This is a genomic window from Paenibacillus sp. sgz302164 (genome assembly GCF_056120505.1).
Genome location: NZ_JBVYOL010000001.1, coordinates 227,703 through 252,511 on the forward strand (window position 1 = coordinate 227,703; position 24,809 = coordinate 252,511).

The following is a 24,809-nucleotide window of genomic DNA, read 5'->3' on the forward strand; positions in this document are numbered from 1 at the left end:
TCCTTGCGTTGATGTCGAAGCCTGGGCCCGACTACTCGGGCCCGCTTCATGCAACTATTTTTACCAGCGTGCTGTGACCATTTTTTTGCGGGTATAAAACTCGACGCCATCCGTGCCGTTGGCATGCAGATCGCCGTAGAACGAGTTTTTCCAGCCGGAGAACGGGAAGAACGCCATCGGAGCAGGCACGCCGAGATTGATGCCGAGCATGCCGGCGTCGATCGTCTCGCGGAACTGGCGGACGTTGCTGCCGTCCTGCGTGAACAGGCAGGCGCCGTTGGCGAAATCGGAGCGGTTGGAAAGCTCGATCGCCTCTTCCAGTGTCGCCACGCGGACAATCGAAAGCACGGGGGCAAAAATTTCGTCCTGCCAAATTTTCATGCCGCCCTGCACATGATCGAAAATCGTAGGCCCGACGAAATAGCCTTTATCCGACACCGCCGAATCCCGGCGGCCGTCTCTGACGAGAATGGCGCCTTCCTGCTCCCCGATTTCAATGTATTTCAGCGTTCTCGCTTTTTGCGGCTCGCGGATGACCGGACCGAGGAACACCCCATCGTCCATGCCGTTGCCGATCTGGATCTGGTCACCGGCTTGAATCAGTTTCGCTACAAGCTCGTCGGCAATATCGCCGACGGCGACGACGACTGAGCAGGCCATGCAGCGCTCACCCGCCGAACCGAAAGCGGCGTTAATAATTTGCGTGACCGTGCCGTCAAGGTCGGCATCGGGCATGACGATGGAATGGTTCTTGGCGCCGGCCAAAGCCTGTACGCGCTTGCCGTGAGCGGTGCCTGTTTTGTATACGTACTCGGCGACCGGCTGAGAGCCGACGAAAGAGATCCCTTTGATCCGGGGATGCTCCAGCAGCCCGTTCACGACATCGTGAGCGCCGTGCACGAGATTCAGGACACCGGCCGGCAAGCCGGCTTCGGCGAACAGCTCGGCGAGCCGGTTCGCGAGCAGCGGCGTGCGCTCCGATGGCTTCAGGACGAACGTATTGCCGCAGGCGATAGCCAGCGGGAACATCCAGCAAGGCACCATCATCGGGAAGTTGAAAGGCGTAATGCCGCCGACGACGCCGATCGGATAACGATACATGCCCGATTCCACATTCGTGGCGATGTCGGGAAGCTGCTTGCCCATCATCAGCGTAGGGGCGCCTGCCGCGAATTCGACGCACTCGATGCCGCGCAGCACTTCGCCGTGCGCTTCATGATAGCTTTTGCCGTTCTCCTTCGTGATCAACTCGGCCAGCTCTTCCCAATGATCGACCAGCAGCTGCTGGTATTTGAACAAAAGCCGCGCTCTCCGCGGAACCGGCGTTTTGCTCCAGGAGGCGAACGCTTCCGAAGCGGCGGCCACCGCCTTGTCTACGTCCTCTTTGCTCGAAATCGGCACATGGGCGATAATTTCTTCCGTTGCCGGATTGTAGACCGGCTCCGAGGTTCCTGCAGAAGCCTCCACCCACTGGCCGCCAATAAAGTTTTTCAAACGCTGTGTCGTTGCCGATGTCGTCATATCGATAAATCCTCCTTATTTCGTTCGAAAATGTTTATGAAATTACGATTTCGCCTTTGTTGCATTTCTCCATATAATCCGCAACCTGCTCCGCCGTAGGCATCGCGTCGGAACAGCTGTGGCTGGACACGACGATCGCCGCGGCCCCGCTCCCGAACTCCATGCTTTTGTCGACCGCCCAGCCGTTCATCAGGCCGTACAAAAATCCGGCCGCATAAGAATCGCCGGCGCCGAACGTTTTGATCACTTTGGCCGGGAAGCTCGCGGCGGTATGGCTTCGGCCATCCTGCGTATAGGCGATCGAGCCCTGTTTGCCGTGCTTGATAACGACGATTTTCGCGCTGTACGAAAACCATTTGGACGCCGTCGTGCGGTCGTCAGGCTGCTGCCGCTTCTCGAACTGCTCCATCATATCGAACTCTTCCCGAGTGCCGATAATAACGTCGCATTTCTCCGCGGCCAGGTTATAATAAACCGCCGTTTCTTCGGGGGAAGTCCACGTATACGGGCGGTAATCCAGGTCGAATACGATCGTGGCTCCGTGCTTTTTGGCGTAATCCAGCGCCAGGAACACCGCTTCTCTGGACGGGCTTTGCGCCAGCGCCGTGCCGGAGATGAGCAGCACTTTCGTCCTGGCGATCATCTCTTCCTGCACTTCGCCCGTTTCCAGCAGCAGGTCGGCAACCCGTTCGCGGTACATCAAAATGCTGCAATCGGTCGGGCTTTTAATTTCCGTAAAAGCGAGCCCGGTCACCGCGCCGGTGCGATCCGTAACGACGTTCCCGGTCTCGATGCCGTTCTTCTCCAAATACCGGACGATGAAGCGGCCCATCTGATCGTCGGCCACTTTGCCGATAAATCCGGTCTTCATCCCCAGGCGCGACATGCCGATCGTAATGTTGGCCGGCGAACCGCCGACATATTTCGTAAATGTCATCGTATCTTCCATCGGACGGTTGATTTCATTGGCGTTCAAATCGATGCACAATCTCCCGATAGCGACGAAATCCAGCTCTTTTCCTTGCGGAAGCTGCAAATAACTCATTCTTACACCTCTTCTTTCCTAGCCGAAGCTATCGAATGGATATAGGTCAACGCTTTTTGAGCGTATTCGTATGCCGGATGAACCGCAGGGTCCTGCTCGCCTTCGAGCAGCGCCCAGCCGCTGTACCCTCTCTGCGCAAGCTCGCCGACAATCGGAGCAAAATCGATGCAGCCGTCGCCCGGAACGGTAAACACGCCTTTGCGAATGCAGGTGACAAAATCGCAGCCTTCTTGTCTCGCTTCATCGAGCACTTGCTGGCGGACATCCTTCAGATGGACATAAGCAATCCGGTCATAATGTTTGCGGAGCAGGCTCAGCGGATCGTAACCGCCGTAGTAGGCATGGCCCGTATCGTAGAGCAGATAGACGAGTCCCGGGTCCGTCAGCTGCATCAGGCGGTCGATCTCTTCCGGCTGCTCCACGGCCGTGCCTCCGTGATGGTGATAGGTCAGCTTCAGCCCGTGCTCCCGGGCGATGGCTCCCGCCTTGTTAAGCCCGTTAGCCAGATGCCCCCATTCGTTGTCGTTCAATCTGGCGACCTTCGTTTCGTGCGCCGAACGGCGCGGGTCCCAGTGCAGCGAGCCGCCGATTTCGCAGGTGCTGATGACTTTTGCGCCCATTTCCTTCAAAAAGAGAACGTGCTCCCGGTAAGCGTCAAGCTCCTGCTCAAGCCGCGAAGGCTCGGTGAAAAAAACGGATTTCCACTGCGAGACAAGCTGAATGTCTCTGGCAGCCAGCTCGCGCTTCAATGTCGGAATATCTTTGGGATATTTCCTTCCCATTTCCGTACCTTTCAGCCCGAGCGCCCGGATATCGGCCATAATTTGCTCGAAGCTCGTATCCGCTCCGTGCTCCTGCACATCCTCGCCCACCCAATTGATGGGATGAATGCCGATTTGAAAAGGCAATGCTTTCGTCATCGCAACCGCTCCTTTTTATATGTTTTTGAGCGCATTCACTTGCGCATTCATATCCCGGTACGCTTCAAGCACTTTCTCGCTGCCGGACACTTCCGGAACGCCAATGCGCCACCATGACTCGTAGCCGGATGTGCCCGTTCCCGGAAGCACCTTGATGTCGATCAAAGTGGAGATTTTCTCCGCCTTCGCCTTGGCGAGCGCTTCGCGCAGCTCCTCCATCGTCGTCGCGGAGTACGACGCAGCCCCAAAGCTGCGGGCATGCGCCGCAAAATCAACCGGCATGTACGCGCCGGTCAACCGCCCGGTTTCCGCAGAACGGTAGCGGAATTCGTTGCCGAAGCTGTCGCTGCCGTGGCCCCGCTGCAAATTGTGAATGCACTGGAAGCCGTGATTGTCGAGCAGCAGCACCGTAATTTTGCGGCCTTCCTGCAAGCTGGTCAGCAGCTCCGAATGCAGCATCAAATAGCTGCCGTCACCGACGATCGCGTACACTTCGCGGTCCGGTTCGGCCAGCGCCGCCCCGAAAGCTCCGCTGACTTCGTACCCCATGCAGGAGAAACCGTACTCCATATGGTACGTCTTCGGCTCCTCGCATCTCCACAGCCGGTGCAGATCCCCCGGCAGGCTGCCGGCCGCACAGACGATGACGTCACGCGGGCCTAGATACCGGTTGATCTCGCCGACGACAGCCGTCTGAACGAGCCCTTCCGGGCTGCTCAAACCGTACAGCCGGTCGGTTTCATCGTCCCACACCTGTTTGAGACGGCCCAAGGCGTCCCGGTCATAAGCGGCGCTGTAACCACCTTGTTCCAAAAGCGCCTGGCGCAAAGCCCGGAGCGCTTCCTTCGCGTCGGCGGTGACGCGCAGCCCGTTCATTTTGAAAGCATCGAAGGCGCGGACGTTAATATTTAAGAAAGCGACTTCCTCATGCCCGAAAGCCGATTTCGAAGAGGTCGTAAAATCGGAGTAGCGTGTGCCGACGCCGATGATCAGATCGGCTTCTTTGGCGGTCAGATTCGCCGCCAGCGTGCCTGTCACGCCGATGGCGCCGAGCTGCAGCGGATGCTGCCAGTTCACCGCGCTTTTCCCCGCTTGCGTCTCCGCCAGCGGAATGCCGAAGCTTTCCGCAAACTCCAGCAGCTCCTTATAGGCGCCGGAGTAATGCACCCCGCCCCCGACGACGATCAGCGGCTTCTTCTTGCTCCTGATCAGCTCCACCGCCCGCGCGATCGCTTCCGCTGCGGGGGGACGGCGCTCGATGACATGCACCCGTTTGGCAAAGAAAGACGCCGGGTAATCGTAGGCCTCGGCCTGCACGTCCTGCGGCAGCGCCAGCGTAACCGCGCCCGTCTCGGCCGGATCGGTCAGCACCCGCATCGCGTTCATCGCCGCGCTCATCAGCTGCTCGGGCCGCTCGATGCGGTCCCAATACGCGCTGACCGGGCGGAACGGATCGGTCGCCGACACCGTGTAGTCGCTCGTCACTTCGAGCTGCTGGAGCACCGGGTCCGGCTGCCTGCAGGCAAAATTGTCGCCGGGCAGCAGCAGCACCGGAATCCGGTTGACGGTTGCCGTCGCGGCGGCAGTCACCATATTGAGCGCGCCGGGCCCAATGGAGCTCGTGCATGCAAAAATTTGCGTACGGTTATGCTGCTTGGCAAAAGCGGCTGCGGCATGGACCATCCCCTGCTCGTTCTTCCCCTGGATGAACAGCAGCTCGCCGCTGTCATTTTCCAGAGCTTCTCCTATGCCGGTTACGTTGCCATGCCCGAAAATTCCCATGACGCCTTTTACAAACTTGCTTTCCCGGCCGTCAACGGACACATACTGGTTATCCAGAAACCTCAGCAGCGCCTGCGCCATCGTTAAACGTATCAGCGACATCATCTACCTCCGAATGAATGTATTTTTGTAGAATAAGGTAAGCGCTTAACTCATGAAAAAAAATAGAAAGCCTTTAAAAACCGTTCGAATCTCAGGAAAAAACATGCGCATTCACACGTTCTGTTTACGGATTTGACGGCTTATGCTTCCAAGTATACCTGTTCTATCAAACGCTTTCAATACTTTTTTTCGCAAACTTCAGTTAAGCGCTAACCCTTGTTCGCGGGATGAAAAAAAGACCTGATTTCTCAGACCTTTTCCCCTATCCCGATTATTTTTATATTTGGAATTTGCCCGCCGCGCCGTGCAGCTCTTCCGCCACAGACGTTAGCTGGCCGGCCGACTCGGCGATTCCGTCAATCGACTCCAACTGCTGTCCTGTCGTATCTGCAATATGCTGGGCGTATGCGGAAGACGTTTTGGCCAGCGAGCTTGTCTCCGCCATAGATGCCGCGACCTCTTCGGAGCTTGCCGCCATTTGCTCGGCGGCGGCCGCGACTTCCTGAATGCGCAGCGTGACTTCCTCCGACGCCCGGAATATGCGCTGAAACGATTCTCCTGCGGTATGTACAACGGCAAGGCCGGCATCGACTTCCTGCAAGCATTGCTGCATCGTGCTTACGGCCATCTGCGTTTGGCCGAAAATTTCCCGAATCAGCTCCGTAATTTGGGCGGAAAATTGCCCGGACTGCTCGGAAAGCTTTCTCACTTCTGAGGCGACGACGGAAAAGCCTTTCCCCGCTTCGCCCGCCCGCGCCGCTTCAATCGAGGCGTTCAAAGCTAGCAAATTCGTCTGCTTCGCGATGCTGCCGAGCATGCCTACCATGCCCTCGATTTTTTGCGAATGGACCTCCAGTTCCCGGATGACCTGATCGGCTTTCCTGACGATGCCGCTCATATCCTCCATGCAGCCGACGAGCGACTGCAAGTCCTGTTCACCCTGCTTCGCCTCGCGGAAAGCTTCCATCGATATTTCCGAAACTTCCGACGACGTTTCCGCAATACGCTGCACGCCGACGGTCATTTCATTCATCGCCGTGTTCGCTTCCTCGAAGTTTTGCACCTGCTTCTCCGAGCCTGCCGCGACTTTGCGCATCACTTCCGCCACTTGATGTGTCGCTTCCGACGTATGTCCGGAGCTGTCGAGCATCTGCTTGGACGAATCGGCAACCAGTGAAGAAGCCTGCTGAATGCGGCGCAAAATATCTCTGAGACTCGCCTTCATCCGGTTCAAAGAAGCGACCAGCTCGCCGATCTCGTCTTTATTCGCCACCTTCACGTCCGCCTCGGTCAATCTGCCCTGCGAAACGGCCTCCAGCGCAGCCGAGACAAGCCGGACCGGCCTGGAAATGTTGCGCGTTATGAAAAAAGCGAGCGCGAACCCGGATAAAGCGGCCGCAAGGAGAACGTACAGCGTGCTTTCTTGGCCGGCCTGAAAAATATCCAGGCTTTCCTTGGAGGCCGCAAGCGCTCCGTCATGCTTGATACGAACCAAAGCGTCCAAATAATTGTTCAACCCGCTGAACGATTTCTCCGCTTCGCCGAGCAGAGCCTGCACCTCTTGCGTTTTTTTGCCGGAGCCGTTCGTCAGGTTCGCTTCTTTGCTGAGCTCGACGAATTTCTGATGGTTCGCTTTGTAGGAGTTCCATTTATTTGTAAATGCTTCAAAGGTGCGCTGCTCCTGTTCGACCGTCAGCGTCGGGGCGATTTCCTTCAGCTTGTCATCGACCATATTAATCGCCGCCAACGCTTGAGTCTCCGTCATCTGGCGCTGGTTCGGGTCCGTCATGACAAACATCAGCGCCTCCATCGCATGCACCCGTTCGGTCAAATAACTGATGTTATTGACAGCCTCGACTCCCGGAAGCCATTCATTGCTGATTTCGTCGCTTTTCGCCTGCATCTGTTTCATGTTCGCGATACTGTTCCAGCCGACCGCCCCCGACAGCAGCAGTACAATGATAAATCCGGAAAAAAGCTTGCGTCCGACTGTCATTCGCGGCACCCTAATTCGCATCCGATCACCATACCTTAGTTCATAGTGTTTTTTCTAAATTATATAAAAATGTAACCCCAGAATTCGACATTTTTTATGTAATTTGTTTGTAAATACAAAGAGCCCGGGCCCCCGCACAGAACGTGCATTCCCAAGCTAAGAACGGGCGCCGCCCAATGGGCCAAAGATGGCGCTGCCTTCTGGCGAAGCGGCCCCGACGTCCGCAATGTCTGCAGCATGTGGTCGACCGACCGCCGTCATACAGCGCAACACCGCGCACTGGGAGCTGCGCGCGGTGCGAAAGCGGGCTTGCTGGACGCACGCAAAACCTGCGATTGCTGCAGGCTGCGGCTTGTTGGACGTCCGCAAAACCTGCGATTGTTGCAGGCTGCGGCTTGCTGGACGTCAGCAAAACCTGCGATTGTGCAGTTTTTCGCTGGAAGCGGATCGGTTTTGGGAAAAGCCTGCGAAAGTGCAGGCTTTTTCGTCGGGAGCGGCCCGTTTTATAGAAAAGCCTGCAATTGTGCAGGAATTTCCTAAGAAAACGTGCCAGTGATCGTGTATCCGCTGGAAAAACAGCACTTTTGCAGGAATTTTTCGTTACAAGCGATCCGTGGAGCAAAAAACTGTACTTTTGCAGGTTTTCTTCTTCTCGCCAAGCAGATGCGTGATCTCTCAGCAGACAAGTTTTTCAACGAGCTCAAAAGTGCTCTATGCGAACAGTTCGTTAGAAGGAAGAAGCCTGCGATTGCGCGATGGTGCAGGATTTCCCTGCCATGCTAAGCCCGACCTACATTTTAGCGAAATTACAGCAAATTCTCCACACAGTAACCGGCCTAAACAGTATTTTCACTCTGAGAGGCAACGCCACATGACTTCACAGAGTTTTTCCACGTTTTCCGCGTATTGACCGCCATCATGGGACGATCTTTATCTCCACTCTGAGAGGTAACGCCCATAGCTTCACAAGAGTTTTCGCACGTTTTCCGCGCATCGACCGCCATCATATGACGGTCTTTTTGGCAGCGTTCCAGGCTGCTGTGCGGCAGTGACCCAAAAAGGGGCTGCCTGTCCCCAGCGCTCCTGCCCATCAACCGATTGCAAAATTGTACACGAGTGCTAACATATAGAGATGGATGTATGTTCATAAGAACTTTTTGAGGAGGCAGCGCTCGTGTACTTTTACAAAGATCAATTTGTGGATAAAAAAGATATGGCCGTATCGCCGGACGATCGGGGTTATTATTTCGGAGACGGAATTTACGAAGTGTTTCGCATTTATAACGGAGAATTGTACGAGCAGGACGCCCATCTTCGGAGATTAGTCCGCAGCGCCGAAGACGTCCAGATCGAGCTGCCTTATTCGACGGAACAAATCAAAGATATTTTGGCCAAGTTGGTCCGGGAAAGCAGTGTCGTGGAAGGCACGCTGTACATGCAGATCACAAGAGGCGAAGCCCCGCGCGCGCATCCTTTTCCCGCTCAGGCCAAACCGGTTATGATGGCTTACTGTACGGAGGTAAAAAGGCCGGAAGCGACGATGAGCAGCGGCATTTCCGCCATTACGACGGACGACATCAGGTGGCTGAGATGCGACCTGAAGACGCTCAATCTGCTGCCTAACGTCATGGCGAAGCAAGCGGCTCTCGACCACGGCGTGCAGGAAGTCATTCTGCATCGTAACGGTACCGTAACCGAGTGCAGCGCCTCCAACGTAATGATGATCCGCAGCGGAGTGCTATATACGCATCCGGCCAACAACCTCATCCTTCACGGCATTACGCGGGCCGTCGTGCTGCGGCTTGCCGAGTCGCTGGATATGGATGTGAGAGAGGAACCGTTTACTCTGACGGATTTGGCGGAAGCCGACGAGGTGTTCATCACCGGAACAACGGTCGAAATTACGCCGCTTGTCCGCATCGACGGCCGGCCGGTCGGATCGGGCGAACCTGGCCCGCTGACACGCAAGCTGCAGCAGCAATTCGAACGGACTTTTGCGAAGTAAGGAGCCGTCACGCCTTCTTTCCCTCCAACAGACTGAAGTTTTTACAGGTTTTCCGTACGAGTTTGCAACAGTCTGAAGTTCCACAATCTTCCCGGCCATTTGCCGGCCAGCCGACGATATCCGAGCCACCGTCATGCCCGGATACCGCCAGGCAAGCGGCCGTCAGCACAAAGACGCCCCAGAGCTCTATTCGAGCCGCTGGGGCGTCTGCCTTCGCTTATCTGCGCAAATTCCACTCGTCCGTCCCGTACTTTTCCCGCACGAGCCGGTCCGCCAGCTCCGCTTCATAAGGCGTCAGCTCCGCTTCCTCCAGTTCGACGCCCAAACCGTCGGCAATTTCCCTGCGGAACGCCGCCTCCACCTGCTGCAGCGTTACCGGCTCCTTGCCTTGGGCGCGCAGCAGCTCGTTGATGGCGACCGCTTTTTTCAGGAAGCTTTGCTTCATCCGTTCCGCCACCTTCTCATTCGCAAAACGCAGCAGACGGAACAGTTGGTCCGTGTCCATATCGAGCAAAATCGAGCCGTGCTGCAGGACGACGTCCTTTTGCCGAACCTGGGCGCTGCCCGCCACTTTGCGACCTTCGACGACGAGCTCGTACCACGAAGGAGAGTCGAAGCAGGCGGCCGAGCCCGCAGAGGCATATTTCTCCTTCTCTTCGTCGGTCGCCAGTTGAACCATCTCCGCGCCGAGGCCGAGCGCTCGGAAGCCTTGAAGCAGCCCGACGCTTAGCACGCGGTATGCTTCCGTTACATTTGCCGGAATGCCCGGGTACGTCTCCGATACAATGATGCTGTACGTCAGCTCCTTGTCATGCAAAACGGCTCTGCCGCCCGTCGGCCGCCTTACGAAGCCGATCCCTTCCGCAGCGGCCGCCTCACGGTCGACCTCCTGCGCTTTTTGAAAATAACCGATCGACAGCGTCGCCGGACTCCATCCGTAAAAGCGAACGGTCGGCGGCACCTTGCCTTCGCTGTGCGCCGTTAAAATCGCCTCGTCTATAGCCATATTTTCAGCAGGAGAACGGTCTCCAGTGTGTACGAACCGCCATGTTGCCATCGTTATGCACTCCATTCTTTCATTTATTGCTGCATCCTCTGCATTTCATCATACCACAACCGTGTGGAAAAGTTATGAAAGCCCCCTTTTTGGACATACTAACACGTATTCGCACGTATGTGCACGATCAGGAGGAGGCCTACCCATGCGCCATAACGAACAGCAGGAGAACATTCGCCCCATTCATGATCACCTTCATATGCATGTTGACCGGGAATGGTTTGCCGAACTGGACAGCCGTGTGCGCGGAGGCGGCCCCTGGGACGACTGGACGCTGTACCAGCTCGCCTACGAATCGGAAGAATCGGCCCTTATCCCCAGCTTCGATGAGCTGCAATGCCTCGTTCATTTGGGACAGCTCGAACCGATGCCCCATCAGCTTGAGACCGCCAGGCGGGTGCTGAACGAAATGCGCGGCAGGGCCATACTGGCCGACGAAGTCGGGCTCGGCAAAACGATCGAAGCCGGATTGATTCTCAAGGAGTACATGATCCGCGGCCTGGTCCGCAGAGCGCTGATCCTCGTCCCCGCCTCCCTCGTGCTGCAATGGGTACGGGAGCTGAACAGCAAGTTCGGCATCCACGCCGCCGCGCAAAAGAAAGCTTACATGTGGCAGCAGTGCGATGTCATCGTTGCCTCCATGGACACCGCCAAGCGCGACCCGCACCGCGAAATCGTCATGGGCCTGGAATACGACATGCTGATTGTCGATGAAGCGCACAAGCTCAAAAACAAAAAAACGACCAACTACACGTTCGTCAACGAACTGCGTAAAAAATATTGCCTGCTGCTGACCGCCACTCCGGTCCAGAACGATCTGAAGGAGCTTTACAATCTGATTACGCTGCTCAAACCCGGCCAGCTCGGCGGGCAAAGCAGCTTCAAAACGAATTTTGTCGTCGGCAAACGGATACCGAAAAACGAAGACATCCTCCAGCAGGAGCTGGCCAAGGTCATGATCCGCAACCGGCGCGGAGAAGGCGGGCTTCAATACACGAAACGTATCGTCAAAAACATCCCGCTTACGCTTTCGCCCGAAGAGCAGGCGCTTTACGACGGCGTGACCGATTTTGTGCGCACCCGCTACCAGGAAAGCGTCGGCGATCTGACCAGCATGCTGTCGCTGATTACGCTGCAGCGGGAAGTGTGCAGCTCGCGCGACGCAGTATTTATTACGCTCGTCAACCTGTTCAAAAAAACGGCCGAAGATTCGCCGGTGCGGGCCAAAATCTGGGATCTCGTCGAGCTGATCCGCAGCATCAAAGCCAATACGAAAGCCGAGAAAACGATGCAGCTCGTGCAGGAGATCGGCGAGAAAGTCATTATTTTCACGGAGTACCGCGCTTCTCAGGAATATTTGCTGAATTATCTCAAAGAACGCAAAATTAGCGCCGTTCCTTACCGCGGAGGCATGAACCGGGGGAAAAAGGATTGGATGATGGACTTGTTCCGGGGCCGGGCCCAAGTGCTGGTCGCAACCGAAGCCGGCGGCGAAGGAATCAATCTGCAATTTTGCCACAATATGATCAACTTCGATCTGCCGTGGAATCCGATGCGCGTGGAGCAGCGAATCGGGCGCGTACATCGGCTCGGCCAGACGCATGACGTGAACATTTACAACTTATCCACAACGAATACGATCGAACAACATATCCTGTCCCTGCTGCACGAAAAAATCAACATGTTCGAAATGGTGATCGGCCGGCTGGACACGATTTTGGAGCGGATCGAAAAAAAAGGTTCACTCGAATCCTCCTTGTTCCGCATGGTGATGGAATCGGGCTCGCAAGACGACATCCGCAGAAAGCTCGATGAAATCGGCTCCGCCTTCTCCGACATTCAATCCGAGGTGGAGTCGGAGGAGCAGGCTGCCAGCCGCCTCCGCTCCCTGCTGAACGCTGCCGGCGGCACTGAGGTCGGACCATGAACAAACGAAACATTCATACGTTCGTCATGCGGTTTCTCGAAGCCTACGGCTGCACGATCATGGAGAAAACGCCTGCTTATGTGACGGCGAAGCTTTCGCCCGAAGCCGACAAAGAGTTGACGGGCCGCCCGTATTATTGGAGCTTTGTGGAACGCACAGGCGCACAGGCGGAGACGATGACCTACAAATTCATCTTCGACCCGGAGCAGATGAAAGCGGAAGCAAAGCCGAAGCAGCAGGCGGCGGGCGCACGGGGGCCGGCGGACCCGAACGGAGCTGCGGCGGGTTTCCCTGCTGCTGCTGCGACAAAGGACGGCGGTTCCGATAGCATTCTCGGCCGTTATTTCGGCTTTGTGCCGACCCAGGTGATGACCCGCGTGCCACAGGACGAAGTGACGTTCGGCAGCCGGCGGCTTGAGCAAATGTTCGGCATCGTCAGACAGCGCGGACGGTTCGTCCATTTGTTCGAGGAGCCGTTCCCGCTGCAGGCCTCCGCCCGCAGCACACTGACGTACGACCGGTGGTTCTGCGTCAACTACAAAGTCGAGCTGGCGTGCGACCGCAAGCGAAGTGAGATCCACTCGCTGGCCATCCGGCTCGCCGGCGGCGAAATCCGCGAGCATTTTCACAAGCATCTGCTTACCAAAAGCTTGTCGCCGAAGCTGCCTGTCGGGAGCTACATGCTGCCTGACACGCTCTCTCTTCCGAAAGCGGTCAACGCTTTGGAGATGGTGCTGGAGAGTAAAATCCGCACCATCGATCACAGTTGGGCGGACGAGGCCAATGAGCAGCACCGCAGTGAAATCAAGCGCGTCGAATCGTTCTACAACGGCCTCCTGCTCAGTGTCGAGCCGCAGCAGCGGCCCGAGGTGGAGATGCAGTGCCGCAACCGCTTGCAGGAAATCGATTGGCAGTATAAGCCGAGAATCGTCGTTTCTGTCGTCAATTGCGGACTGTTTCATTTAAACTCGGGGAGTGCGACCAGAAACTGACGCAAGTCGCTAAAACTTTTCAAATATGCCGCTACAGGTTCTAACATTCTTTTTAATGCATAAGTTTTACAATAAGGACATACAAATATCGGTTGGACACATCCTTATAGACGGGTAGGTGAACGGTTGCCAATGAAATGGATCGCTTGGACTGCCGCTTGTCTGATTAACGCGAGCGCTCTCCTCTTTGCCCCGGTTCATACGTCTGCGACTGACGATTTGAGCCGGACAAGCCTTATCGTTGTTCAAAAGGAAACGAACCGGGAGCCTGCACCCGCCGCCGCTCCGCAGCAAGCAGTGCGAGGGGCCAAGCCGTCAAGCATAGATGAGGCGGTCGGCAGCTGGAAAGCGGCGCTGGCCAAGGAAAAAGGCTTCGAAAGCTGGCAAACGGCGACCTGGACCCGGTATCCGCTTGGGCCGGGAACGCACGGATGGGTCGTCATCGTCAGCAAAGACGGACAAGAAGTCGGCTACATGGTCGTAAGCTCAGCGGACGACGGCTCGTTCCAGCTCACCGAATACGGAACCGGCGGCAAGCCGTTATTCAGCCTTGCAACGCTGTATCGAACTTTGATGCAGCAGGAACTTATTCCCGATACTTTATCGTATTCCGAATTTATCGATAGTGCAGCGGTCACCAAAGAACGGCTGTATACGGACTCGTTCGCCGCAGTCTGGAAAATTGGCAGGGAAGGCCAAACTTATTACGTGGACGCAAAATCGGGGGAACTGCTGCCTATTAAGGCAGACCCGAAGCCGGCGAACGAGCGGCAGCCGAGAGCCGGCACGCAGCTTACCGGAACCGCGCAGGAGCTTTTGCTGCCCTCCTTCGATCCTTACGAGCGGCTTCAGTGGGTGGTCGGCCGACCGGCGGCTATCGGCGGCCCGCAGGACCTGCAGGCCGAGCTTCAAGTGAGCAAAAACCTTACATATGTAGCCGAGCTGTTCGATCACCAGGTTACGCTGCCGCTCGCGGTCATCGGCTACCGCCAGTGGGATGCGAATGAGCCCTACCTCATTCTCGATCATGAAGGCCCGCGTTACGTTCTCTTTCGATCGGCTGTCAAGCAGGGCAGCATCTACCCGTAAACAGCCTTTTCAAACGGCAAAAGCCTTAGCACCGCAGTACAAACTGCGGCAGCCAAGGCTTTTGTTCGTTTAGTTCCAGCGGAACCCGATGCTGCGCAAAAATGCGTTGGCCAGCAGCGTATGCCCCACATGGTTCGGGTGAACCCTGTCCCAGGCGACGTACGCCGGATAAAACGTTTTCAGAAGCGGTTCAAAAGCGACTTGCGTATCGACAAAAACGGAATTTGTTTGTTCCGCTATGCGCTTCACTGCCGCGCCGTACTGATCCATCAGGCTGCGCATGGCATCCTGCGGATTCGGCTCGATGTAGAACGGCGTCATCAGCACGATGCCTTTTACATGCGGAAGAGTGGAAGTTACAAGCGTCCGCAGCGTCGCCTCGTACGTTTCGAGATCGACATGGCATTCCGGCTTTGTCGGGGAGTCGAACTGCCGCCACACATCGTTAATGCCGATCATGACGGACAACCAGTCCGGCTTTTGATCCAGCACATCCGTCTGCCATCTTTGCTGAAGATCGAGCACCGTATTCCCGCTTGTGCCTACATTGACTGTGCGAATTTCAAGCTCGGGGTACAAAGCGTTCAACTGCCCGTCGACCAACGCGACATATCCTTTGCCCAAAGCGCCGAACAGCCCTTCGCCAATCGGCCTCGCCCGCTCACAGTCCGTAACGGAGTCGCCGATCATGACCAGTTTGTCGTACATTTCCAACTTCATCTGATTACTCCCTTTCTGCTTGTTCATACCTAATCCTATTCCTAATTCGCTATGCAGCCCAAAAAACCTCCCGGCAAAAGGCAGGCAAAATGCGCTGCCGCTCGCCGGGAGGCTTTATGAGTTTGTCCCGATGAACTCCAATTGATATGTATGCAAAATAGCGTGCAGACGCTCAGGGAGATTTTCTTTTGCCCGCTCTGATTTTATCGAACAGCATCCGCGCGGCCAGCGGCAGCATGCCAAACCAGCGGGTTTGCCAATGTTCCCGCTGCTCCTTCGTGCTTGTTTTCGCCTGTTTGCGCACGTCTTTCGGCGTTTCTATGTATGTCACAACCTGCTCCGTGATGTATTTGACCAGATCGTCGTTCTTAGCCATTGAGCCACCTGCCCTTCCCTCCCTAGTGTTGCCATTGCAGCGCAAGCTTAACCGGGTCGGACAGGCGGGAAGGCGTTTAAGAGACTCTGCCGCCGCTCTCAAAAATGATCTTATCCGCAAACGATTTGATCGTGCTGCAGCCCACCAGTATCGGCTTGTTTACGCACTGCAGCAGCAGCGTCTGGCTGCCCACATCCCAAGCGTACTGAAATCCGACATTGAGGCCGGATACCGTAATCGCAAACCTTCCGGAGGGAGCGTTCGGGATGGAAAAGCCCTGTTTTCTGCCAATATTTTGCAATCCTTTGAAAACCGAAGACGAAATACCTCTATAAGTCCATGTGCTGCATGCCGCCATAGGTCATCTCCCCTTCACCATTGTGATCAATTAATTGTATGTGCCGGGGATGTGAAAAAGTGCTTGTACATAAACAAATCCAACGCCTAACCTGCTCGCCCGGCGCGCGGATTTGTTTCTTTGCAATCGTTTTTTCCTTTGGTGGCGCAGCGCAGTCCTTCTATAATGGGAATGAGCGAAAAAACACGGTCCGGTTGGTAGTCCGGATGCATAGATGACGCTATGCCGTATCCTTCCCCCTCGGGATGTCCATCGCTGTTTGTTGAATCAGGAGGGGAATATGCATGAAATTGACTGTTTTTTTTGAACAGCCCTTCTGGGTGGGCGTCATCGAAGAAGAGCGCGGGGGCAAGCTGCGCGCCGCCCACTACGTTTTCGGCTCCGAACCGGGCGATGCGGAGGTTCTGGACTTCGTCCGTACCCGGATGATCGGCTGGCTTGAACGGGTACGGCAGTCCGCCGCCGTTCAGCCGGCCGACGAACGGCGGATCAATCCCAAACGCGCCCAGCGCCTCGCCGCGCAAGACATGCAGCGGAAGGGCGTCTCTTCGGCCGCCCAGGAAGCCATGAAGCTTGAGCTTCAGCAGCGCAAGCAAGAACGTAAAACGCGCTCGCGCGCGCAGCGCGAAGAGAGCAAGCAGCTGAAGCGCGAGATGAAGCGCATGAAGGCAAAAGCGAAGCATCGCGGCCGGTGACGCCGGTTTACAAGAATAGAAGCCGAAATTCGGCTTCTATTCTTTTTTTTCCCGCATATACTAGAACAACTAGAGAGAAAGAGGTGCGTTCCGGAATGTGGAAAAGCATGCTTCACACCGATCAATTGAAAATTTTGATTCATCCGGGAGACAAGCTGATGGAGCTTCATGTCTCCACGCAGGAGGAGACCGCGGTCCCGGGTGCCGTCCGGTTCAATCATGGCGAGCTCATCCAGTTGATTCATACTTTGCTGGAAATCAATCGGATTTTCCGCGGCGACATCCCTTTTTATGCGTCGTCCTCGGCCGAGCGTTCATCGTAAGTAAGGCTGCCGTAAGCCGTGGAGCGGAAAACCTGTTGATGCCCGAGACAACACCGGCTATTCTGAGGCCCCTCGCAAAAGCGGGGCTTTCCCCGCTAACGAACCGGCAGCAGTGCGCGAAAACCTGCAAGCTTGCCAGCCGGAACTAACGTTCATCGGCACTTTTCGGAAAACCTGCGAAAGTACAGGCTTTTTCTGCAAAAATGGATCGGTTTGGTGAAAAGCCTGCGATTGTGCAGGAATTTTCGCTTAAAGTGGCACTGAGCCCATATTCGCGGCGAAAAGCCTGCACATTTGCAGGAATTCTTCGCAACCAGCGGATCAACCGAGCAAAAACTGTACTTTTGCAGGTTTTCTTTGCGAACCCAGACAGATTGTGTGACCGGCTCTGGCGTATTGGTTGCTGAGCAGCCTGCGACGCGGTCTTTTCGCCAAAATGAACAGTTCTTCCACAATAACCCATTAAAACCCGCACTTTCGAGCAATCTCGCGGGTTTTCTCCCCAGTCCGGCCTGTCAAGCCGCCTTATGACCGTCCGCCGTACCGCAATAGCCCACACCTTGTTAGCAACAACACCGAGCGCAATTGGAAAACCGGATTTAATTATTTCGGTTTTTTACTCCCCACTCACATAACCCTTCCAATATGGGTAATAGAGTTTCCGCTTTATCCGTGAGACTGTACTCGACTTTAGGGGGAACTTGAGGATACTCTTTCCGTTTCACAAGACCATCCGCTTCCAATTCTTTTAGTTGTGAACTCAATGTTTTAAAAGTAATAGTTCCTATTTGTCTTTTCAGATCATTAAAGCGAACCGGTTGGTTTTCTGCTAAAAGGTAAAAAATGACCATTTTCCATTTACCGCCAATAATCGACATTGTATAGCCAAAAGGTGTATCTTGAATATTTTTAACCTTACCTTTATATTCAGCCATACTCATATTTACACTATCCTTTCAGGTAGTACCTGTCAAAAAAGTGCGTACTACTTTTTAATTTGTGCTCAGTTTATACTAACCTTACTTTGAAGTAAAGGAGAGAAAAAAATGACTATTGCTCAAACCTACAATCACGGTGTTGCATGGGAAGAAGCTTTCGGCGTCACCCAAGGTTACAGCGTCAACGGCACCATCTACATCTCGGGACAATTTTCCCACGATATGCAGGGAACATTCGTTGGCAAGGGCGATATCGAGGCACAGACCCGGCAGACGCTGAAGAACCTCGATAGAGTGCTGGCGGGATTTGGTGTCACGAGGTCGAACATCGCTGAGATGGAGGTCTTTCTGACAAATCCGCGGGAGCATTTCGAACAGTGCGTCGTTCTGTACAAGGATTATGTAGGCGATCATCGGCCGGCCGTCACCCTCATCGGCGTGTCGGGTCTGGCGTTCCCACATCAACTGATCGAAATCCGCGCCGTCGCACACATCGACTAACTCGGGCACCGCGGTCGGCGCAGCGCCGAGCGGTCAGGCTTCGAAAGCGGCAAGGGACTATCGCGGATGCCCTTTCATACCGCCGGGACGTCGACAAAACAAAAGCACCTCCGGCAGCCGTACGCCACGTACGGTCCGAAGGTGCTTGTTCTGCCGGCTTGATGCCGATCCGCCGATTAATTCCGGTTGATTCCGGCGATAGAGGCCAGAAATCTGAGGATGTACAAGAACAAATTGATGAAATCCAGATAAATGTTCAGCGCCGCTAACGGCACTTCCTCTGCGGCTACGCCGTCGCGGTACTGGGACACGTCGTAAAGCACCCATCCGCTGAAAATCAGAATGCCGATCATCGACCATACGAGATTCATGACCGAACCGAAGGACACAAACATAGAGATGAGACTCATGATAACGAGTCCGATTGTCGCAGCAAACAGGAAACCTCCAAGAAAGCTGAAATCTCTTTTGGAACGGTGCGCGTAGAAAGCCAAGCCGCCAAAAATCGCAGCTGTCGCAAAAAATGCGCCGGATACGACTTGCGCGCCGAGCAAGCCGCCGTATTTCATAATTACCGGATACAGCGTTACGCCGGAAATAGCGGTGAAGGCGTACAGGAATCCGTAGCCGATATTTTTGCCGCGCATCCGGATTACGATGGCCGCCACCAGCATGACAAGTTCCGCCACCACGAACAGCATAACTAATTCCGCAGGAACGACCAGGGCGCCGATCAACGTTCCGATAAAGGAAACCAGCAGCGATAACGCGAATGTCTGCAGCACGTGAGCAAAGCTGCCTGAGTGAGAAGCTGTAATTGTTCTTTCCACGAACGTTCATCCCCTTTGTAAAAAGTTGTACAATCTATACTATGTATTATATCCTTATTTCATGTAAGATGCCACATACAGGATGCTAAAACGCGTACGCGATTGGGAAACAAGCGGAAAACAAGTCAAAGATGAGGAACATAAAACCCGCGAAAAGCCTTGTAGAATCAAGGTTTTTCGCGGGTTTTTCCGTCTCTTTCAGACACCACAAGGCTTGAAGAAGTCCACGTAATGCGCTGTACGATTTTTATATGAAAAGCTTTAATTAAGTCCTCCATTTACATGCAAGGTTTGACCAGTAACCCACTGGGATTTATCGCTGACCAGAAACTCAATTACGTTTGCGATATCCTCCGGCATACCGATACGGCCAAATGGACTCATGCTTTTCATGAATTCGATTTCTTCCTCCGTTTTCCCCATTTTAAAATGTTCGGTGGAAACAGGACCCGGTGCTACTGCGTTAATGGTAATTTTTTTAGGACCGAATTCCATCGCGAGCTGACGACTGAGTTGTTCAACCGCCCCTTTTGTACCCGTATATACACTCATTTCAGGAAATATTAGTTTTGTCCCAGCTGTGGAGATATTAACGATTCTTCCGTTCTCCCCCATGTGTTTCATTGCTTGTTGACAAGCAAAGAAGATACCTTTGACATTAACTGCGAATTGTTTATCATACTCAGCCTCTGTTACCTCAGCAAGGGGATTGGTTATCATCACTGCCGCATTATTGATTAGAATATCCACTCTGCCAAACTGGGCTAGTGTTTTTACGAACATTTCCTCGATCTCATTAACCTTACTGAGATCAGCACGAACCGCTATCGCATCGCCGCCTTTTTGAATAATGCCTTCTGCCACCGCTGCTGCTTCTTCCGGACTACTGGAATAATTTATGGTCACTTTAGCACCTAAATCAGATAGCTGCTCGGCTATGACACGTCCAATTCCTCTGGAAGATCCAGTAATAATCGCTACTTTTCCTTTTAAATTATTCATGTGTATTTTACCAACTTTCATATTTTCTCCCATCAAAGATAAGGGTATATAATAGCCCCTCTATTCATTCGAACTTTAACACTTAGATGTCTAACTGTCAATGATCTAATTATATTCACACCTGTTGACAAGCCCATTAAATCCTTATATAGTTCCATTACTGACAATTAGAAGTATAACAGTTCAAGAGCAAGAGGGGAGAACCTTAATGGATACCAAGCAAGATACACCCTACCTGGATTTGCTGCAGCTCATCGGAATGAAGTTAAAGAAACGAGCTGATCAGAGCATAAAAGAACTGGGATTAAATGCTCAGCAAGGAAAGATGATTGACTATATTTTTAATCATCAAGAGAAGGGCTTAATTCAAAAGGACCTTTCCGATCATTTCCATGTACGCGGAGCGAGCATTACGAGCATGCTTCAAGGTCTTGAAAGAAAGGGATACATCGAACGTAAAATTCCAGCCCATAACGAGCGACAAAAAAATATTTATGTTCTGCCGAAAGGCGTTGCACTAATCGAAGCCTTCGAGCAGTCCTTTCAACGGGTGGAGGATGTAATACTTCAATCCCTTTCCGATGATGAACAACAGACCCTCAAAGAATTGTTAACTAAAATCAATCAAAATTTGTAATAATAAAAAGGTTTCTGCTCTGCCAGAAAAAGCAGATCAGAAACCTGTTGCTGATGAAATGGTGCGGTCGGGAGGACTCGAACCTCCACGGAACGCGCGTAAAGCCGCTGGCCGCCCGAGTTACGCTTTATATTATTTTGGGCGGCATAGACGGGGGGCTCATTTTTCATTACATGTATGACGATTACTTTATTCGCGGGTACGACTTAAAGATCGGCAGCGCAGTGATGATCTTCAGTGCATTCGGTCTGCTTTACGCCATAGCCGATCAGCTTTCCGGTTCACGGGTTACAAGCCGTAATAACATGTCGACCTGAGGCGTTCGATAGCCTCCCAGTTGCTGCATATCCAATATCATTAGTCCGCTAAGCACCGATAAATAACAGGAGATTTGCTCATCAGGATCGTCTGCCGCAATTTCTCCCGTACGCTGTCCCTCTATGAATAACGGACGAAGCTGGTCGACAAAAGCCTGCATAGAATACTTTTCCATGAGCTGTTTGACCTTCTCGGGAACGCCCTCGGACGTACGAGCCAGATGGATTAGCATGAAATATGGCGCTCCGCTTTCATCGAGTATTTTCTCAGTCAACATTCTTATTTTATCGATCTGCGTTCCCGGCAGACCATAGACGTTCTTCATTTCGGCCTCAGCTTCTATCATGGCCCCATGAACGAGCGTAGTGAAAAGCTCGTCTTTCGAATCGAAATAGTGGTAAAGCAATCCGTGACTGATTCCGGCTTCCGCAGCGATCATACTCATTTTCGTTCCGGCGATACCCCGTCGTGCAAAGACTTTAACGGCTGCAGCTATAATTTGTTCTTTGCGTTCATCACGAATTTGATGCAGTTGATCTTCATTTAATGGCGCCAACGATCAATTACTCCTTTGCGCTGAAATATCGAACGATTGCGGGTGGGTGTGCTTATGAGTATACCATTTCCGATTTTCGAAAACTATCGCCTCTATGATTTAACAGGGATTCCGGAAAAGCTGGGTAAAATCTCATCCAATATTTGCTCAAGCGGCTGATCGTATTGCTGCGAAAGTTCAGCGAGCAGCTGCTGGCCTTCGGCAGATGCGGAAAGCACTGACGTAACAATGTGCGGATTCAACATTTCACGCGGCGAGACCGACAATGTATTTACTGCCCAATACAGCCCGTACAGCTCAAAATTGCGCTCCATTGTTGCATATTTGAGATGCAGATCCATGTACTTCATACCAAAAGAAATTCCTTTCAGAGGCTCGGAAGCCGCATATTCGACACCTTCCCATTGCAAGTCCGTAGCGCAATTCAACCACCAGGCAGGTTCGATGACATGTTGAAACTTTTGTAGCGTTCTCTGCTCGAAACCGGGCTTGGGATCGTTTTTCTGATCGGCCAGACTGGCTGCCAGCACCTCCGCTTCCATCGCGGCAACGGTCATTCCTTGCCCAAAAATCGGGTCAAATATGCAGAACGCATCTCCCAGTACCAACAATCCGGACGGCCAACGATTCATTCTTTCATAGCGGTTGCGATATAATTCAGGCACACGGTAACTTTTGGGGACAGTAATCGGGTCAAGCTCTTGCAATATTTCCGCAATGATCGGATTAGGGAGTTGGGCAACTGCCTGTTCGTACTCTTCAGCATCCGCAGGAGGAAAGTGTCCCCCTGGATGATAAAGCAGCAGCTCCGCTATATTGTTTTCAATAAAGGAAAAAACTCCTGCGGATGTGCCCTTGGCAGGCTGACCGGCGATATTGATGACATCCCATTTTTCCGTAATATGCGCTGCGCCGGAAGGGACCTTGTAACGGCGGGTACTGTAGCCGAGAGCGGTTTTCAGAATGTCCGGGTTCGGCACATCATACCCCAATTTTTCAAGCCAAGCCGCCAGTTTGGAGGAGCGCCCGCTGGCATCGACTACGAGATCGGCCGTCAGCGTTTTTTCTTGTACGAATTGCCCGCGTTCACGTACTTGGATGCCGGTGACAGTTGTGTGGTCGGACGTCGTTAACAACCCTAGCACGTCATGTTTCGAAAGAAAACGAACATTGGGAATTTTCTCCACACGTTGGCGAATGACCCACTCCAGCACCGCTCTGCTAAACTTGATATCATTCCGCGGGTATTGCATGACTATGCTTCCGTACTGATTCATCTGATAAACCGTCTTGTTCAGAGACGTCGGAGCTCCCAGAGCCAATAAATCATTCTCATATTCCGGAAAGAAGCGCTCAGTAATCGTTTTGCCGCGCCATGTGAAGCGATGGGGATGAAAGGCTTGCGGAGTGCCGAGACGATCCTCCGGTTTTTCGGGAAACTCGTCTTTATCCACGATCTGAATCTCTTCATAATAATCCGAAAGCACTCTTGCAGTCAGCAGCCCGGCAATACTGCCTCCGATCACCAAAGCTTTTCCCCATTTTTGTTCGTTATTCAAGTTCATCATTTATCCTCCTAATTTATGATTGATTAATTCAGTCAATGATTAAGCAAAAAAATCACGCAATCAATGACGATTGGTTCAATGATTTCGACATCGCCTGCAAATTGCGCATCTATGATCCGTCAATCCATTGTCCGACGGTCATATTTCATGGCTCCTTTCGACGGGTTCGGTTTTTTGATTGATTTGTTCAGTCAATATTAGGCTACTGCAATTTTCAGCAGGTGTCAATGAGAAAAACAGCAAGATCGGCAATATACGCTCGCTGCCTTCAGTTTTTCTATTGGGTAAACCCTCCGGATCTTTCTTAAGGGCTTCGCTTGTTAAGGTCAAGAAAGACTCGAACTTCCACGTCTGCTACACTACTGGGAGTCTGGTGGCTGGAGTTGCAGACTACTAGAACCCTGAATTCTGCGGGTTTTCATTTTTGATGCGCCGGTTAGCCAGTCGTGCTAGAATAAATGAGATGCATGACTGATGCATCATCCAGCTTAAAATTATTGGAGGTAAGCTTAATTGGGACAACCTTACGATATGCCTTTGGAGCAATTGAAAACGTACAAGCCGGATCTGACCAAGCCGCATGATTTTGATGATTTTTGGGCTGGCGCGCTGGCCGAATTAAAGCAGGTTCCGCTTAAATACGATTTGGCGCCCTATGACTATCCGGTGAAGGGAGCGCGGGTCTACCGCATTCAATTTGCCGGCTTTGCCGGAGCTCACATTGACGGCTGGCTCGCCTTGCCGGAGGGAGAGGGGCCTCATCCCGGCCTCGTCATGTATCACGGCTACAACTGGGCGTTTGAAGGCAATCTGCACGATACGGTCAACACGGCGCTGCACGGGTATGCCGCCCTGCAAATGTTCGTCAGGGGACAGCACGGCAACAGCCAGGACAACATCGTGTCCTCCAACGGCCATACAACGGGATGGATGACGAAAGGGATTTTGAATCCCAATGAATACTACTACCGCGCCGTATACATGGATGCCGTCAGAGCCGTCGAAGTGCTCGCTTCCATGGATCAAGTGGACGCCGCGCGGGTCGGTGTAGCCGGAGGAAGCCAGGGCGGAGCCCTGACGCTGGCGGCGGCAGCTCTTTCGCGCATACCTGTCGTTGCCTGCGCGGACTATCCGTATTTGTCGCACTTCGAAAGAGCGATCGACATCACGCCGGCAGGCCCGTACCACGAGCTGAACGAATATTTCCGCCGCAACGGCGACCCGGCCATCGAGCAAAAAGCGAAGCAAACCCTTGCCTACTTTGACATCATGAATCTCGCTCCGCGGATCACCTGCCATACATGGATAAGCATCGGCTTGATCGACGAGATTACGCCGCCTTCTACAGTTTTTGCGGTCTACAATCATTTGAATTGCTCGAAAGAAATATCGGTGCACCGCTACTTCGGGCATGAGGGAATCCCTGGGGCGGCCGAAAAAAAATTGCGCACTTTGCTGAATTATTTACATAAATAAGACAAAAGGTTGCGGCTGATAAAAACACCCCGCTCTGCCATGCCATGGCGAGCGGGGTGTTTTTGCGTTGAGCGG

Annotated in this window: 24 protein-coding genes; 10 read left to right on the plus strand and 14 right to left on the minus strand. The window is 53.4% G+C overall.

Annotation, left to right across the window (positions count from 1 at the left end; genetic code table 11):
* Nucleotides 1–60 precede the first annotated feature (60 nt).
* The 5 genes from AC0LWT_RS00880 to AC0LWT_RS00900 all read right to left on the minus strand — a co-directional run bounded on the left by AC0LWT_RS00880 (nt 61) and on the right by AC0LWT_RS00900 (nt 7,366).
* On the minus strand, nt 61–1,521 hold the full coding sequence (locus AC0LWT_RS00880; protein ID WP_474679328.1) for a CoA-acylating methylmalonate-semialdehyde dehydrogenase: 1,461 nt from the start codon (nt 1,519–1,521) through the stop codon (nt 61–63).
* Nucleotides 1,522–1,555: 34 nt separating this feature from the next.
* Nucleotides 1,556–2,566, minus strand: a complete 1,011-nt coding sequence (iolC, locus tag AC0LWT_RS00885; protein ID WP_474679329.1) for a 5-dehydro-2-deoxygluconokinase — start codon at nt 2,564–2,566, stop codon at nt 1,556–1,558.
* A gap of 2 nt (nt 2,567–2,568) precedes the next feature.
* Nucleotides 2,569–3,486 (minus strand): myo-inosose-2 dehydratase, encoded by a 918-nt coding sequence (iolE, locus tag AC0LWT_RS00890; RefSeq protein WP_474679330.1) that lies wholly within the window; start codon nt 3,484–3,486, stop codon nt 2,569–2,571.
* 15 nt (nt 3,487–3,501) lie between these two features.
* Entirely contained in the window at nt 3,502–5,370 is a 1,869-nt protein-coding gene (gene iolD, locus AC0LWT_RS00895) for a 3D-(3,5/4)-trihydroxycyclohexane-1,2-dione acylhydrolase (decyclizing) (RefSeq protein ID WP_474679830.1), read from the minus strand.
* A 277-nt stretch (nt 5,371–5,647) separates the two neighbouring features.
* On the minus strand, nt 5,648–7,366 hold the full coding sequence (locus AC0LWT_RS00900) for a methyl-accepting chemotaxis protein (RefSeq protein WP_474679331.1): 1,719 nt from the start codon (nt 7,364–7,366) through the stop codon (nt 5,648–5,650).
* Nucleotides 7,367–8,540: 1,174 nt separating this feature from the next.
* On the opposite strand from AC0LWT_RS00900, the gene dat reads away from it, so the two are divergent.
* Nucleotides 8,541–9,371 carry a D-amino-acid transaminase gene (gene dat / locus AC0LWT_RS00905; RefSeq protein WP_474679332.1) on the plus strand — a complete coding sequence of 277 codons (831 nt, stop codon included), beginning with the start codon at nt 8,541–8,543 and terminating at the stop codon, nt 9,369–9,371.
* Nucleotides 9,372–9,588: 217 nt separating this feature from the next.
* Here dat and AC0LWT_RS00910 read toward each other — a convergent pair whose 3' ends face one another.
* Complete coding sequence (locus tag AC0LWT_RS00910) at nt 9,589–10,428, minus strand: lipoate--protein ligase family protein (protein ID WP_474679333.1); 840 nt, start codon at nt 10,426–10,428, stop codon at nt 9,589–9,591.
* A 145-nt stretch (nt 10,429–10,573) separates the two neighbouring features.
* Here AC0LWT_RS00910 and AC0LWT_RS00915 point away from each other — a divergent pair, with 145 nt between their 5' ends.
* From AC0LWT_RS00915 to AC0LWT_RS00925, 3 genes are all read left to right on the plus strand, one after another.
* Nucleotides 10,574–12,355, plus strand: coding sequence for a DEAD/DEAH box helicase (locus AC0LWT_RS00915; protein WP_474679334.1), 1,782 nt, complete (start codon nt 10,574–10,576; stop codon nt 12,353–12,355).
* Entirely contained in the window at nt 12,352–13,347 is a 996-nt protein-coding gene (locus tag AC0LWT_RS00920; RefSeq protein WP_474679335.1) for a YqhG family protein, read from the plus strand. Before AC0LWT_RS00915 ends, AC0LWT_RS00920 begins: the two co-directional genes overlap by 4 nt.
* 132 nt (nt 13,348–13,479) lie before the next feature.
* Nucleotides 13,480–14,436, plus strand: coding sequence for a hypothetical protein (locus AC0LWT_RS00925; protein ID WP_474679336.1), 957 nt, complete (start codon nt 13,480–13,482; stop codon nt 14,434–14,436).
* A gap of 69 nt (nt 14,437–14,505) precedes the next feature.
* On the opposite strand, the gene AC0LWT_RS00930 is transcribed toward AC0LWT_RS00925, so the two are convergent.
* The 3 genes from AC0LWT_RS00930 to AC0LWT_RS00940 all read right to left on the minus strand — a co-directional run bounded on the left by AC0LWT_RS00930 (nt 14,506) and on the right by AC0LWT_RS00940 (nt 15,890).
* Nucleotides 14,506–15,156 carry an SGNH/GDSL hydrolase family protein gene (locus AC0LWT_RS00930; RefSeq protein ID WP_474679337.1) on the minus strand — a complete coding sequence of 217 codons (651 nt, stop codon included), beginning with the start codon at nt 15,154–15,156 and terminating at the stop codon, nt 14,506–14,508.
* Between the two features lie 172 nt (nt 15,157–15,328).
* On the minus strand, nt 15,329–15,532 hold the full coding sequence (locus AC0LWT_RS00935; RefSeq protein WP_474679338.1) for a YqzE family protein: 204 nt from the start codon (nt 15,530–15,532) through the stop codon (nt 15,329–15,331).
* 76 nt (nt 15,533–15,608) lie between these two features.
* On the minus strand, nt 15,609–15,890 hold the full coding sequence (locus tag AC0LWT_RS00940; protein WP_474679339.1) for a hypothetical protein: 282 nt from the start codon (nt 15,888–15,890) through the stop codon (nt 15,609–15,611).
* Between the two features lie 284 nt (nt 15,891–16,174).
* Here AC0LWT_RS00940 and AC0LWT_RS00945 point away from each other — a divergent pair, with 284 nt between their 5' ends.
* Together AC0LWT_RS00945 and AC0LWT_RS00950 are read left to right on the plus strand one after the other, a co-directional pair.
* Complete coding sequence (locus AC0LWT_RS00945; RefSeq protein ID WP_474679340.1) at nt 16,175–16,585, plus strand: YjdF family protein; 411 nt, start codon at nt 16,175–16,177, stop codon at nt 16,583–16,585.
* A gap of 95 nt (nt 16,586–16,680) precedes the next feature.
* Entirely contained in the window at nt 16,681–16,908 is a 228-nt protein-coding gene (locus AC0LWT_RS00950; RefSeq protein WP_474679341.1) for a hypothetical protein, read from the plus strand.
* Nucleotides 16,909–17,507: 599 nt separating this feature from the next.
* Here the strand turns inward: AC0LWT_RS00950 and AC0LWT_RS00955 are convergent.
* Nucleotides 17,508–17,849, minus strand: coding sequence for a winged helix-turn-helix transcriptional regulator (locus AC0LWT_RS00955; RefSeq protein WP_474679342.1), 342 nt, complete (start codon nt 17,847–17,849; stop codon nt 17,508–17,510).
* A gap of 105 nt (nt 17,850–17,954) precedes the next feature.
* Between AC0LWT_RS00955 and AC0LWT_RS00960 the strand changes: the two genes are divergently transcribed.
* A complete protein-coding gene (locus AC0LWT_RS00960; RefSeq protein WP_474679343.1) occupies nt 17,955–18,347 on the plus strand; it encodes a RidA family protein in 393 nt (130 codons plus the stop codon).
* Between the two features lie 176 nt (nt 18,348–18,523).
* Here the strand turns inward: AC0LWT_RS00960 and AC0LWT_RS00965 are convergent, their stop codons facing one another.
* Both AC0LWT_RS00965 and AC0LWT_RS00970 read right to left on the minus strand, forming a co-directional pair.
* Complete coding sequence (locus tag AC0LWT_RS00965) at nt 18,524–19,177, minus strand: Bax inhibitor-1/YccA family protein (RefSeq protein WP_474679344.1); 654 nt, start codon at nt 19,175–19,177, stop codon at nt 18,524–18,526.
* A 261-nt stretch (nt 19,178–19,438) separates the two neighbouring features.
* Nucleotides 19,439–20,179, minus strand: coding sequence for an SDR family oxidoreductase (locus tag AC0LWT_RS00970; RefSeq protein WP_474679831.1), 741 nt, complete (start codon nt 20,177–20,179; stop codon nt 19,439–19,441).
* Between the two features lie 208 nt (nt 20,180–20,387).
* Between AC0LWT_RS00970 and AC0LWT_RS00975 the strand changes: the two genes are divergently transcribed.
* Both AC0LWT_RS00975 and AC0LWT_RS00980 read left to right on the plus strand, forming a co-directional pair.
* Nucleotides 20,388–20,816 (plus strand): MarR family winged helix-turn-helix transcriptional regulator, encoded by a 429-nt coding sequence (locus tag AC0LWT_RS00975; protein ID WP_474679345.1) that lies wholly within the window; start codon nt 20,388–20,390, stop codon nt 20,814–20,816.
* A 53-nt stretch (nt 20,817–20,869) separates the two neighbouring features.
* Complete coding sequence (locus AC0LWT_RS00980) at nt 20,870–21,133, plus strand: hypothetical protein (protein ID WP_474679346.1); 264 nt, start codon at nt 20,870–20,872, stop codon at nt 21,131–21,133.
* Here AC0LWT_RS00980 and AC0LWT_RS00985 read toward each other — a convergent pair.
* Nucleotides 21,085–21,690: a TetR/AcrR family transcriptional regulator gene (locus AC0LWT_RS00985; protein WP_474679347.1), complete on the minus strand. Its 606-nt coding sequence runs from the start codon at nt 21,688–21,690 to the stop codon at nt 21,085–21,087. The two genes, AC0LWT_RS00980 and AC0LWT_RS00985, sit on opposite strands and share 49 nt — an antisense overlap.
* 92 nt (nt 21,691–21,782) lie before the next feature.
* Nucleotides 21,783–23,255, minus strand: a complete 1,473-nt coding sequence (locus AC0LWT_RS00990) for an FAD-dependent oxidoreductase (protein ID WP_474679832.1) — start codon at nt 23,253–23,255, stop codon at nt 21,783–21,785.
* Nucleotides 23,256–23,789: 534 nt separating this feature from the next.
* Between AC0LWT_RS00990 and AC0LWT_RS00995 the strand changes: the two genes are divergently transcribed.
* Nucleotides 23,790–24,734, plus strand: a complete 945-nt coding sequence (locus tag AC0LWT_RS00995; protein WP_474679833.1) for an acetylxylan esterase — start codon at nt 23,790–23,792, stop codon at nt 24,732–24,734.
* The last annotated feature ends 75 nt before the right edge of the window (nt 24,735–24,809 follow it).

Bases quoted from the DNA above. Each gene is read 5' to 3' on its own strand.
- AC0LWT_RS00915 (WP_474679334.1), top strand. From the start codon at position 10,574: ATGCGCCATAACGAACAGCAGGAGAACATTCGCCCCATTCATGATCAC.
- iolE (WP_474679330.1), bottom strand. From the start codon at position 3,486: ATGACGAAAGCATTGCCTTTTCAAATCGGCATTCATCCCATCAATTGG.
- AC0LWT_RS00900 (WP_474679331.1), bottom strand. From the start codon at position 7,366: ATGACAGTCGGACGCAAGCTTTTTTCCGGATTTATCATTGTACTGCTG.
- AC0LWT_RS00910 (WP_474679333.1), bottom strand. From the start codon at position 10,428: ATGGCAACATGGCGGTTCGTACACACTGGAGACCGTTCTCCTGCTGAA.
- AC0LWT_RS00930 (WP_474679337.1), bottom strand. From the start codon at position 15,156: ATGAAGTTGGAAATGTACGACAAACTGGTCATGATCGGCGACTCCGTT.
- AC0LWT_RS00975 (WP_474679345.1), top strand. From the start codon at position 20,388: ATGGATACCAAGCAAGATACACCCTACCTGGATTTGCTGCAGCTCATC.
- AC0LWT_RS00920 (WP_474679335.1), top strand. From the start codon at position 12,352: ATGAACAAACGAAACATTCATACGTTCGTCATGCGGTTTCTCGAAGCC.
- AC0LWT_RS00995 (WP_474679833.1), top strand. From the start codon at position 23,790: ATGCCTTTGGAGCAATTGAAAACGTACAAGCCGGATCTGACCAAGCCG.
- AC0LWT_RS00970 (WP_474679831.1), bottom strand. From the start codon at position 20,179: ATGAATAATTTAAAAGGAAAAGTAGCGATTATTACTGGATCTTCCAGA.
- iolC (WP_474679329.1), bottom strand. From the start codon at position 2,566: ATGAGTTATTTGCAGCTTCCGCAAGGAAAAGAGCTGGATTTCGTCGCT.
- AC0LWT_RS00980 (WP_474679346.1), top strand. From the start codon at position 20,870: ATGAAATGGTGCGGTCGGGAGGACTCGAACCTCCACGGAACGCGCGTA.
- AC0LWT_RS00955 (WP_474679342.1), bottom strand. From the start codon at position 17,849: ATGAGTATGGCTGAATATAAAGGTAAGGTTAAAAATATTCAAGATACA.
- AC0LWT_RS00945 (WP_474679340.1), top strand. From the start codon at position 16,175: ATGAAATTGACTGTTTTTTTTGAACAGCCCTTCTGGGTGGGCGTCATC.
- AC0LWT_RS00880 (WP_474679328.1), bottom strand. From the start codon at position 1,521: ATGACGACATCGGCAACGACACAGCGTTTGAAAAACTTTATTGGCGGC.
- AC0LWT_RS00925 (WP_474679336.1), top strand. From the start codon at position 13,480: ATGAAATGGATCGCTTGGACTGCCGCTTGTCTGATTAACGCGAGCGCT.
- AC0LWT_RS00935 (WP_474679338.1), bottom strand. From the start codon at position 15,532: ATGGCTAAGAACGACGATCTGGTCAAATACATCACGGAGCAGGTTGTG.
- AC0LWT_RS00940 (WP_474679339.1), bottom strand. From the start codon at position 15,890: ATGGCGGCATGCAGCACATGGACTTATAGAGGTATTTCGTCTTCGGTT.
- AC0LWT_RS00990 (WP_474679832.1), bottom strand. From the start codon at position 23,255: ATGAACTTGAATAACGAACAAAAATGGGGAAAAGCTTTGGTGATCGGA.
- iolD (WP_474679830.1), bottom strand. From the start codon at position 5,370: ATGTCGCTGATACGTTTAACGATGGCGCAGGCGCTGCTGAGGTTTCTG.
- AC0LWT_RS00960 (WP_474679343.1), top strand. From the start codon at position 17,955: ATGACTATTGCTCAAACCTACAATCACGGTGTTGCATGGGAAGAAGCT.
- AC0LWT_RS00950 (WP_474679341.1), top strand. From the start codon at position 16,681: ATGTGGAAAAGCATGCTTCACACCGATCAATTGAAAATTTTGATTCAT.